The following is a 10,396-nucleotide window of genomic DNA, read 5'->3' as shown; positions in this document are numbered from 1 at the left end:
GGTGGGACCAGATCGAGAAGAATCTGTCGATTATGAGAAAGTCTCCGAACTAAGGCGCTGCGTGGGTGCGAATTAGTCCTCAACGGACAGATGTACGATTTACGGACAAATGCCTCGGGCTTACCTTTAAAAAAAGAAGCGGGACGATTAAGGCTTACGAAGCGATAGGAGCGACGCTCCATCACCTCGGTGTCCCCAACCATGTTCGGCCTACTCGGGGCAATATGGAGCTCACACTTGCGGCCGAAGCGCCTAAGGAGCCCACTCCCATAGGATTTGAAACGCCGATAATAGATCTTCCGTCCAGCCATCCCGTCTGCATTCGGTGCAACGGCCTTGGGCAAGGCAGGCGCTTCACCAACTTGGCGGCGTAGGTCCTAGTAGACGGTCTCCCTGCTGATGCCGTAGGCACGGATCAGGGCGGCTTCGGGACAACGTTGCCGGCGCGCTGGACCAGTTCAGCCGCCCGTTCCGGTGTGAAGGCGTTCGTCCGTCCCTTGTAGGTGCCTTGCTGCCTTGACACATCCGCGCCAAAAGCTCATTCTATAAATATCCCATTTCGGACCATTGTCCGCTGAACGGACAAGTTACTTCGAAGCCGAAAGGAACCACGGTGATAAGCACCCTCAAGCCGGAGGCCGCCCAGGACCCGGTCGTCCGACCCCTCGACGGGATCGTCATCGCCGACTTCTCCCGTGTGCTGGCTGGCCCGTATGCCACCATGCTCCTGGCAGACATGGGCGCCGAAGTCATCAAAGTCGAAAGTCCCGGCGGGGACGACACCCGCTCGTGGGTGCCGCCGGTCCGCCCCGACGGTGTCTCGACGTACTACTCGGCGATCAACCGCAACAAAAAATCCGTCGTGCTGAACCTGAAGGACGAGGACGACCTCGCAACGGCCAAGGAGCTCGCCGCCCGCGCCGACGTTGTAATCGAGAACTTCAAACCCGGTGGACTGAAGCGGTTCGGGCTGGACTACAGCTCGGTCCGGGAACGCAACGAGGCTGTCATCTACTGCTCCATCAGCGGATTCGGCACCGCCGAAGGCGCCGCCCTTCCCGGGTATGACCTGATCGTCCAGGCCATGTCCGGGCTCATGAGCCTCACCGGGGACCCCAATGGGGAACCTTACCGCGCCGGCATCAGCGTCTTCGACGTCATGGCAGGGTTGCACTCAGCCATCGGAATCCTCGCCGCCCTGCACCACCGTGACCGCACCGGCGAAGGGCAGAACATAGAAACGAGCCTCATGGCCTCGGCCATGAGCGGGCTCGTGAATCAAACCTCCGCCTATGTTGCCGGCGGCGTCACACCGTTCAGGATGGGCAACGCCCACCCGAGCCTGTTCCCCTATGAAGCTCTTCCGACCAAGGACGATGACCTGATCATCACCGCAGGGAACAACGCCCAGTTCCGCAAGCTCTGCGCCGTACTGGGTGTCCCAGAACTGGCCGACGATGAGCGGTTCGCTGACAACGCGGACCGGACCCGGCTCCGCGAAGAGCTCCGCCCCCTGCTGGTGGAACGACTGAAGACACGGACCGCCGAAGAATGGTTCGAGAAGCTGAACGAAGCCGGCGTTCCAAACGGACCGATCAACACCATTAAACAAGGCGTTGAATACGCCCAAAAGCTCGGTCTTGAGCCCGTCGTCCAGATCGGCACCGGGACCAATACCGTCCCGGGCGTCCGCAACCCGATCACGTTCTCCGCGACCCCGGCACGCTACGATCTGGCACCGCCGGAGCTGGGCGAACACACCGATGAGATCCGTGCCTGGCTTGCCGCCGCCGCCATCCCGATCGCGTCAACCTCTGGAGAATCATGAACCCCACCCTCGAGCAGAAGCTGCAGTTCCCGACCTCACTGGGAACATCCACCGCCACCGAAATTCGCCTCCTGGGCCAGGACCTCGCTGCGGATTTGATGGGCAAGGTCAGCTTCGGTGAACTCGCCTTCTGGCTCGTTGCTATGCGCCGCCCCACGGCCGGGGAACTGCGCGTCTTTGAATCCGTCTTGGTGGCGCTGGCTGACCACGGTTTCACGCCCACAGCCATCGCCGCGAGGCTTACCTACCTCAGCGCCCCCGATTCCCTGCAAGGAGCGATGGCCGCCGGCCTGCTCGGAGGCGGCTCACGATTCCTCGGTGTCACCGAGGACTGTGGGCAGTTCCTCGCCGCCACCCTCGCGGCCCATGAGGGGCACCTGCCGGACACCGACGCCGGATGGGATGACCTCGCACTCAGTGCAATCACTGCCCAGCGGGCCGCAGGCAAATTCGTTCCCGGACTGGGTCACCCAAACCATAAGGTTCAGGACCCCCGAACACCAGTGTTGATCGGTATCGCCGAAGAGGAAGGCCTGCGCGGGCCGCACCTGCGCCTTTTCGAGGCCATAGGCCGGATGAGCGAAAAAGCTCTTGGCCGAAAACTCCCGCTCAATGGCGCCGGAGTCTGCGGTGCCGCCCTGGCCGATCTCCGCCTGCCGACGGATCTGCTGCGGGGATTCGCCCTGCTGGCACGGGCAGCGGGCCTTCTCGGGCAAATCGCCGAGGAACGCCGCAACCCGATTGGCATGGACGTGTACATGGCAGTGGACCGGAACGCCGTCTACGTCGACCCGCAGTCACCCACAACACCGGACGAAAACTAGAACCAGCAGGTCCCCGCGGCCCGCAGCCGGGCCTAGCCGCTCCCGGAGCAGCCTGCATAAATCAAAGGAGATGCAATGGCTGAACTGACAGCCGTACTGGCCAGCACCCACCACCCGTTCTACCTCAAGGCCACCACCGCGCCCCCGGAAGAACGGATGCCCCAGGCCGACGAATGGAAACGCAAAGTCGAGGCCTACCGGGAAACGCTTACCGCAGCAGAACCCGACATTCTCGTCATGGTCGGCGCCGACCATTTTCACCAGTTCTTCCTGGACAACTACCCGACGTTCATGATCGGCAAGCAGGAAAAGTACGACGCCACCTTCTACAACGAAGAGCGCGAGTTCGGCATCCCCACGTACGTCCTCGACGGGGACGTCGCTTTCTCCAACTTCATGCATCAGGGCCTCATGGACCGCGGCTTCGACTTCTCCTTCAGCCACGAACTGAAGATCGACCACTCCATCATCTGCCCGATCATCACCGTCCGCCCCGACGCCGACCTGCCCGTGATCCCGATTTACACGAACATTTTCGCACCGCCGCTGCCCTCACCGAAACGGTTCTGGGACCTGGGCCGCGCCATCCGCCAGGTCATCGATGAATACCCGACTGACAAGAAGATCGCCGCCATCGGCACCGGGCACCTGTCCTTGGAGCTCGGCGGCCCGCGGCAGTTCGGCGAGCACGGGCCCGACCCGGAATTCGATCGCCAGGCCATCGAATGGCTCTCCACCGGGAACATCGAAGCGATTTTGGAAAACGTCACCCACGAATCCATGTCCGGCGCAGGCAACGCCACCCACGGCTTCATGGACCTGATCCTGATGATGGGCATCGCCGGGCCCGAAAACGCTGACTACGTGGACCAGCTGGACCTATACCACACCAGAGAAATGTTCATGACCTGGTATCCCAACAAGAGCGACAAGCAGGCCGCCGCCGCCGAGCAGGCAGCAGCCGTTTCCGGCGGCAGCGCAGGACCGGTCACCGCCAAGGAAGGAGTTTCAGCGTGAGCAAGTACTACGTCAACAAGTTCCTGTACACCGTGGACCGGGACCCAAGCTGGGTCGCCCGGTATAAGGAAGACGCCGCAACCGCTCTGACCGATTGGGAGAAGGAAGTCGGCATCTGGCTCAACAGCGTCGAGAAGACCTCCTGGGTGTCCTTCACTGACGAAGAGCGCCAGGCACTGGTCAACTACGACTACGTGTGGCTATTCGAAAACGGTGCGCACTTCTTCCTCTCCCTGACCCTCTTCGTTGCAGTCTTCGAGGCGGTCTACACCAAGGAACACGGCCCCCTCTCATTCCAGCGCGAGTTCGCCCAGAAGCTGGAGCACTGGCTCGGCCGCGACTACCCTTCGGTATCACTCTAAAATCCGGCCGTGCCTATCCAAGCGGTCAGGGTCATCGAAGGCACAGGTGCGCCGTTGCGGCGCACCAACGTCGACACCGACCAGATCATCCCGGCCAGCTACATGAAGCGAATCACACGAACCGGCTTCGAAGACGGGCTCTTCGCCGCCTGGCGCAGAAACCCCGACTTCATTCTCAACCACCCCGTGTTCGCTACCGCGAAGATCCTGATCGCCGGCCCGGACTTCGGGACCGGATCATCGAGGGAACACGCAGTGTGGGCGCTAATGGACTACGGCTTCCGAGTAGTGATCTCCCCGAGGTTTGCCGATATCTTCCGCGGAAATGCCGGCAAGGCCGGCCTGCTGGCCGCCCAAGTCGGAGAGGAGGATGTGAATAGCCTCTGGGACCTGGTGGAGGGAGCACCGGATCTTGCCCTCCGCATTGACCTGGAAAACGGAACCATCGAGGCCGGGGAGCGGGTGATTCCATTCCAGCTGGACGAGGACACCCGCTGGCGTCTGCTCAATGGTCTTGACGACATCGACCTGACGCTCCAAAACGCCGCATTGATCACAGCTTTTGAACAACAACGCAGCAGCTGGTTGCCGACCACCACCCCGCTGCAGTCCGACATCGACGCGTCCGAGGCTGTCCCCGGCTGTGGGCGGGCGGAATGGACTCGTTCAACGTAGGTCAATTCCGGTTGTTAAGAGGATCAGGCAAAGAGCTGTGTCAGCTTTGGGTGTAGTTCAACCCGACCTGAGTAAGCGCGTCTACAACCGCGCGGATCGCACGACCGAGATCCAAGAACCGCTGAGCGGTTTTTAATGGCGGCCGAGGATGTTCGTCAGGATCGGCACAACCGGCAGGTCACCCGCGGGCCGAGTGGTAACGATCGGGCATATGGTGCCGTGATCAAGCTTCAGCTCATGACTGACGGACATTTCGTTCGCTGAGTTCCTGATGACGATCGTCGGTGGTACTGCGCGGCCACCATAGTGCACTCACAAACAGGTGCCCAGCTTTAGGTCTCTCCCGCACGGTCGAAAGGCGGACTTTCGCCGTAGCGCCTTGTTTGCAGATTTTCTCATGATTGACAGCTGCGTCCGTTCTAATTACTCTCAACGGACAATAGTACGCTGTGCGGACGGCTCGACTCCGAGCTTACCTTTCAATGAAGAAACGGGACGATGAAAGCATACGAAGCGATAGGCGCGACGCTCCACGAACTCGGTGTCACCACCCTGTTCGGCCTGCTCGGGGATGGCAATATAAAGTTCGCACTTGCAGCCGAAGAAAACGGCATCCGCTACCTCGGGGCCCGTCACGAGTCTGCTGCTGTAGCCATGGCGGATGGATACACTCGTGTTGCCCAGCAAGTCGGGGTTGCATCAGTGACGACCGGTCCCGGCGTCACGAACACGCTCACCGCACTCGGTGAGGCGGTTCGCGCGCGAACCCCGATTCTCCTGCTCACCGGGGCGACGTCCAACACTCTCGAAGATTACCCCCAGCTCATTGACCAAGACGGCTTGGTGAGGGCGTTAGGAGTGGGCGTGCAGCGGTTCCGCGGTCCGCAGTATGCGGTCGTTGATCTTATTGCTGCATACCGTCGGGCTATGCTCGAGCGCCGCCCAATCATGTACTCCATCCCTACGGATGCTCAGGATGTGGAGGTCGGTTCCCTGCCCAACGTCCGGGTTCCGGTCTCGCCGAGCCGCCGGATTCCGGCCGAGGCGGAACTCGAACGTGTCCTCTCTCTTATCGCGAAGGCCCGTCGGCCGGTGATCCTTGCGGGGTGGGGGGCCGTGCTATCGGGGGCGCAGGAAGCGCTGCACGCTCTGGGGCGTCGCCTGGATGCTGTTGTCACCACCTCGGCGACAGCGAAAGGTTTCTTCGTCGGCGAGCCGGGTAACATCGGCACCAGCGGAGGCTTCTCGTCGGAGCGTGCGGCGGCGATCCTGGAGACCGCGGACCTAGTGCTTTCTTTTGGAGCTAGCCTCAACCAGTGGACCACGCGCGGTGGAACCCTCTACGGTGACGCGGGTATCGTCCAAGTCGAGGAGGACCCGACCGCTATCGAGTACTTTGTCCGCGGTGTCACTCCACTGCTCGGCGACGCGCGGGAGACTGCTTACACGATTCTTCGAGCACTGGAGTTGCGCGACCCCGCCCCAAGCGGATTTGTTCAGGAGCTGGACCCCGCGGAGCTGGCTAGCGCCCGGCGTGGTGATCCCTTCATTGACGAATCGGATGAGCACACGATTGATCCCCGGACACTGACGACCGAACTCAACGCCCTGTTGCCGGAACAAAGCATCACGCTCACCGACAGCGGCGCCTTTATGGGCTTCGCAGGCAGCTACTTCGAACCGAAACGCCTCGGCGGATTCCTCTTCCTTCAAGGGTTCCAGGCCGTCGGGCTCGCGCTGGCTCAAAGTATTGGTACCGCAGTCGCCGGGCCGGGCTCGCTTCCCGTCACGATGATTGGTGACGGAGGCCTGTTCATGAGCTTGGGAGAGCTCGAGACGATCACGAGAGTCGGCACCCCTCATCTCGTCGTGGTATACAACGATGCCGCCTACGGGGCCGAAGTCCACGTGGGCCGCCACCATGGCATCGAGACCGATATTGTGCGCTTCCCCGACTGGGACCTCGTGTCCCTCGCGCGCGGCGCCGGTGGTGACGGTTGCACCGTGCGCCGGCGGCAAGATCTCGATGCGCTCCGTTCCTGGCTGGAGCGGCCAGACGGCCTGTTCCTCTTGGACTGCAAGACGGACGTGCGCATCCCCGCACCTCTTTGGGCTGAATTCTTCAGAAACCACAAATAGCATCCCCCCTCATCACCTCCATAGGAGCAGAACAATGAAAAAGACCCTTCCCTTCGCGGCGATCGCAGTAGCCGCGCTTGCAATATCCGGATGTGCGCCCGCCGGAGGAACCGATACAGGAGCCAACTCTAATGGTGGGAGTACCGAAGAGGTGATCGAGCTCAAGGTAGGGCTTCTTCCGATCATCCATGTGGCGGCCTTCGAAATCGCACAGCAGCAGGGCTTCTTCGAGGAGGAGGGCCTCAAAGTCGAAAGCCAGATGTTCAACGCCGGGGCTGCGGGCGTCGCAGCGCTCATGAGCGGCGATATCCAGATTGCGTGGTCTGCGGTCACCTCTGACCTAAATGCCCTCTCTCAGGGCGTGCCTATCCTCGCGGTCGCTCCGGGCGCCTACGCCGGCGTGGGGGACCAGGACTCAGGAGCCCTTGTCGTCCGTGGTGATTCTGACATCAAGACGATCGCTGACCTTGAGGGAAAAACGGTCTCTATCGTGGCCCAGCAGAGCCTTGCCCATCTTGAAACGCTGGCAGCGCTCGACAAGAACGGCGTCGACCTGAAATCCGTCAACTACGTCGAGATCGCATTCCCGGACATCGGTGGGGCGATCGCGTCCGGCCGGATCGACAGCGGTAGTACTGTGGAACCGTTCCGCAGCATCCTTCTCGAGCAGGGAATGAGAAAGATCGGCGCACCCGCCACCGAGGCCTACCCGGAGGCGACCCAGACCACCGAGTGGGTGACCTCCGCGCAGTATGCGGCTAAGAGCCCTGAAGGAGTAGAACGCTTCCAGCGTGCGATGGCAAAAGCCAACGAATACGCGACAGCGAACCCGGACGATGCGCGTGCAGCGATTAAAGTGCTTATCCCGACTATAAACGATGAGACGCTCGGCAAGATGATCCTTCCTCAGTGGAAGGCCGAGATCGGCCGTGATTCGTACGATCGGCTCATGGAAATGCTCAAGAAATACGGCGGATACACCTACGAGGCCAACCTGGACGAGTACCTTCGGCTGACGGACGGTTCGTGAGCATCAAGTCCACGATCAAGCGCATCGATTCCGGGGCGCCCCTGACCCGGGCGCCACGGAATCGGCTGGGTCGTCCTCCCCTCACCGGCACCAAACGAGCGGCCTATGGCCTGGTCGGGACTCTGGCCATCGTTGTACTCGCCGAGGCTGCGATACGTCTCGGACTTCTCAATGAGCGATACGTCCCGCCGCCGAGCGTGCTTATAATCGAGCTCAGTTCGCTCATAGCCCAGTCCTCGTTTTGGATTTCAGTGGGCCAGACTCTGGCGGGGTGGGGCTTCGGGCTCCTCCTCGCGGCCACGATTGCTATGCCACTGGCCGTCCTCATTGTCAGCGTGGATGTCGTGAATCGAGCGCTACGGCCGATCATCGAGTTCCTCCGGCCGGTGCCGTCCGTGGCGCTCATTCCTGTTGCCATCTTGCTGTTCGGGGTAGGCTCTGAGTCGAAGCTCTTCCTCGTAACTTTCGGGGCGATATGGCCGCTTTTGATCCAAACCGTAATTGGGCTCCGAGACATCGACCCGACCCAGCTGACGACGGCGAAGTCCTATCGGGTTCCGCGCAGCGATCTTATCCTCCGTGTCATCCTGCCGAACGCCATGCCGTACATAGCAACCGGGGCGCGAATCGCCTCCACGACCGCTTTGATCGTGACAATCGTGGCTGAGTTGATCATCGGGTCGGCCGGGCTCGGTCGCGACATATCTTTCGCGCAAGCGTCGAACGCGACCGTGACTATGTACGCGCTGATCGTGACCACGGGCTTTCTCGGCCTGATACTTAATTCGCTCGTTTTCACAATCGAACGACGGCTGCTTCGTTGGCACCCTTCACACCGAGAGGTCATTGGATGAGCGTCACCTTGGGCAAACGACCGCTGCGGCGGCATCCCCGACTCCTGCAGGCCGTCGAGATCGCAACGCCGGTCCTCGTCATCATCGCACTACTGGTCTGGACAGGTCAGGCGGGCATTTACTATTTCCCGCCCCTAGCACCGATCCTCCTCGACTTCGTACCATTCTGGTTCTCCGAGCGGTTGTGGACCGACTTCGTGCCAAGTGTCAGCCGCCTTTCCCTGGGGTATCTGATTGCAGTCGCCGTAGGCATCCCCGCCGGGCTGCTCCTAGGTCGATATCCGCGTGTTCGAGCCACCTTCACGCCGGTTCTAGAGTTCATCCGTGCCATCCCGGCCCCGGCGCTCATTCCGCTCGTCATTCTCGTTGTTGGCATCGGCGACGACGCAAAGGTCGCCCTCATCGCGGTCGTGTGCATTTGGCCCATCCTTCTGAACGCGATGGATGGTGCGACAGGCATGGAACCGGTATACATCGAAACATCCACGGTTTACCGGATTGATATGTGGCGGCGCTTCACGCATGTGGTGCTGCCCGCTGCCGCTCCGCAGATCTTCGCCGGCATGCGTACCGCACTCGCGCTTGCGCTCATCATGGTGGTGGTCAGCGAAATGGCAGCGAGTCAAAACGGCATCGGTCACGTCATCCTAGTCTCCCAGCGGACCTTCGCTCTAGCCGACATGTGGTCGGGGATCATCCTGCTCGGCCTGCTCGGCTTCACCCTGAATCTGCTTTTCGTACGACTCGAGCGCGTGATCCTAGCCTGGCATCACGGTTCACGAGAATTACCCCAATAAGACCAAGCAAGGAAGTGCTCTGCAATGCTTCACGTAAAATCCATCGCCAAAACATACCAAGGACGCGACTCATCGGTCACTGCACTCGCGGACATCAGCTTCGAGGCCCGAGCGGGTGAGTTCATCTGCGTAGTCGGACCGTCGGGGTGCGGAAAAACGACACTCCTCAAAGTACTCAGTGGCGTGCTGGCCCCAACGACCGGGACCGTCGAACTCGACGGGGAGGTGGTTCTCGCGCCGCCGGAGAAGATGGCTCTAGTGTTCCAGGACTACAGCCGGTCGCTCTACCCGTGGATGCGAGTCGCCCAGAACGTCGAATTTCCGCTGCGGCGGAAGGTGAAGAGCGTGAAGGAGCGCGCGGAGAGAGTCCAGAATGCCTTGGCTTCGGTCGGGCTCACCGGTTTCGAGACGCAGTACCCCTGGCAATTGTCGGGCGGAATGCAGCAGCGGGTCGCTATCGCTCGAGCTCTCGCCTATCGGCCGGATATCCTGCTCATGGACGAGCCATTCGCATCCGTTGATGCACAAACCCGTTCGGGTTTGGAGGATCTCGTCCTCGAGTTGCGCCGTGAGTACGGGATGACCATCCTGTTCGTAACCCACGATATTGATGAGTCGGTCTACCTCGCGGACCGAGTCGTCGTGCTGACGAACCGGCCGACGACGGTGTTCGAGGAAATCGAGGTCGGACTGCCGCAGCCGCGGGACCAGGTGTCGACAAAGGAACTGCCGGAGTTTGCCCGCCTGCGCGCCCACGTCTACACTTCCATCGCGCAGATGCAGCCACCGACCGAGTCCGTGACCGCCACAAACTAGCGCGAGGCAATTGGAAGCTGACGGGCCTTCCATGGTCCTCAAGCTGGTGCAGCG

The 10,396-nt window shown here is 61.3% G+C and carries 10 protein-coding genes; all 10 read left to right on the top strand.

Annotated elements, in window-relative coordinates; translation table 11 throughout:
• The first annotated feature begins 613 nt into the window (after positions 1 to 613).
• The 10 genes from AC5RTE_RS17135 (at position 614) to AC5RTE_RS17090 (ending at position 10,342) form a co-directional block, all read left to right on the top strand.
• Positions 614 to 1,828, top strand: coding sequence for a CaiB/BaiF CoA transferase family protein (locus tag AC5RTE_RS17135; protein ID WP_494042579.1), 1,215 nt, complete (start codon positions 614 to 616; stop codon positions 1,826 to 1,828).
• Positions 1,825 to 2,652: a citryl-CoA lyase gene (locus tag AC5RTE_RS17130; protein ID WP_494042578.1), complete on the top strand. Its 828-nt coding sequence runs from the start codon at positions 1,825 to 1,827 to the stop codon at positions 2,650 to 2,652. Before AC5RTE_RS17135 ends, AC5RTE_RS17130 begins: the two co-directional genes overlap by 4 nt.
• A 75-nt stretch (positions 2,653 to 2,727) precedes the next feature.
• Positions 2,728 to 3,669 carry a DODA-type extradiol aromatic ring-opening family dioxygenase gene (locus tag AC5RTE_RS17125; protein ID WP_494042577.1) on the top strand — a complete coding sequence of 314 codons (942 nt, stop codon included), beginning with the start codon at positions 2,728 to 2,730 and terminating at the stop codon, positions 3,667 to 3,669.
• Positions 3,666 to 4,031 carry a hypothetical protein gene (locus AC5RTE_RS17120; RefSeq protein ID WP_494042576.1) on the top strand — a complete coding sequence of 122 codons (366 nt, stop codon included), beginning with the start codon at positions 3,666 to 3,668 and terminating at the stop codon, positions 4,029 to 4,031. The genes AC5RTE_RS17125 and AC5RTE_RS17120 overlap by 4 nt, the downstream gene beginning before the upstream one ends.
• A 15-nt stretch (positions 4,032 to 4,046) precedes the next feature.
• Positions 4,047 to 4,706, top strand: coding sequence for a 3-isopropylmalate dehydratase small subunit (gene leuD / locus AC5RTE_RS17115; protein WP_494042580.1), 660 nt, complete (start codon positions 4,047 to 4,049; stop codon positions 4,704 to 4,706).
• A gap of 498 nt (positions 4,707 to 5,204) precedes the next feature.
• Entirely contained in the window at positions 5,205 to 6,845 is a 1,641-nt protein-coding gene (locus AC5RTE_RS17110; protein ID WP_494042575.1) for a thiamine pyrophosphate-binding protein, read from the top strand.
• A 34-nt stretch (positions 6,846 to 6,879) separates the two neighbouring features.
• Positions 6,880 to 7,875 (top strand): ABC transporter substrate-binding protein, encoded by a 996-nt coding sequence (locus AC5RTE_RS17105; RefSeq protein WP_494042574.1) that lies wholly within the window; start codon positions 6,880 to 6,882, stop codon positions 7,873 to 7,875.
• Positions 7,872 to 8,729 (top strand): ABC transporter permease, encoded by an 858-nt coding sequence (locus AC5RTE_RS17100; RefSeq protein ID WP_494042573.1) that lies wholly within the window; start codon positions 7,872 to 7,874, stop codon positions 8,727 to 8,729. The genes AC5RTE_RS17105 and AC5RTE_RS17100 overlap by 4 nt, the downstream gene beginning before the upstream one ends.
• Positions 8,726 to 9,526 carry an ABC transporter permease gene (locus AC5RTE_RS17095; RefSeq protein WP_494042572.1) on the top strand — a complete coding sequence of 267 codons (801 nt, stop codon included), beginning with the start codon at positions 8,726 to 8,728 and terminating at the stop codon, positions 9,524 to 9,526. The genes AC5RTE_RS17100 and AC5RTE_RS17095 overlap by 4 nt, the downstream gene beginning before the upstream one ends.
• A gap of 24 nt (positions 9,527 to 9,550) precedes the next feature.
• Positions 9,551 to 10,342 (top strand): ABC transporter ATP-binding protein, encoded by a 792-nt coding sequence (locus tag AC5RTE_RS17090; RefSeq protein ID WP_494042571.1) that lies wholly within the window; start codon positions 9,551 to 9,553, stop codon positions 10,340 to 10,342.
• Positions 10,343 to 10,396 lie beyond the last annotated feature (54 nt).

This window comes from Arthrobacter sp. K41 (assembly GCF_059089645.1).
Note: the sequence above shows the minus strand (reverse complement) of the source record. Positions and strands in the feature narration are given on the sequence as shown.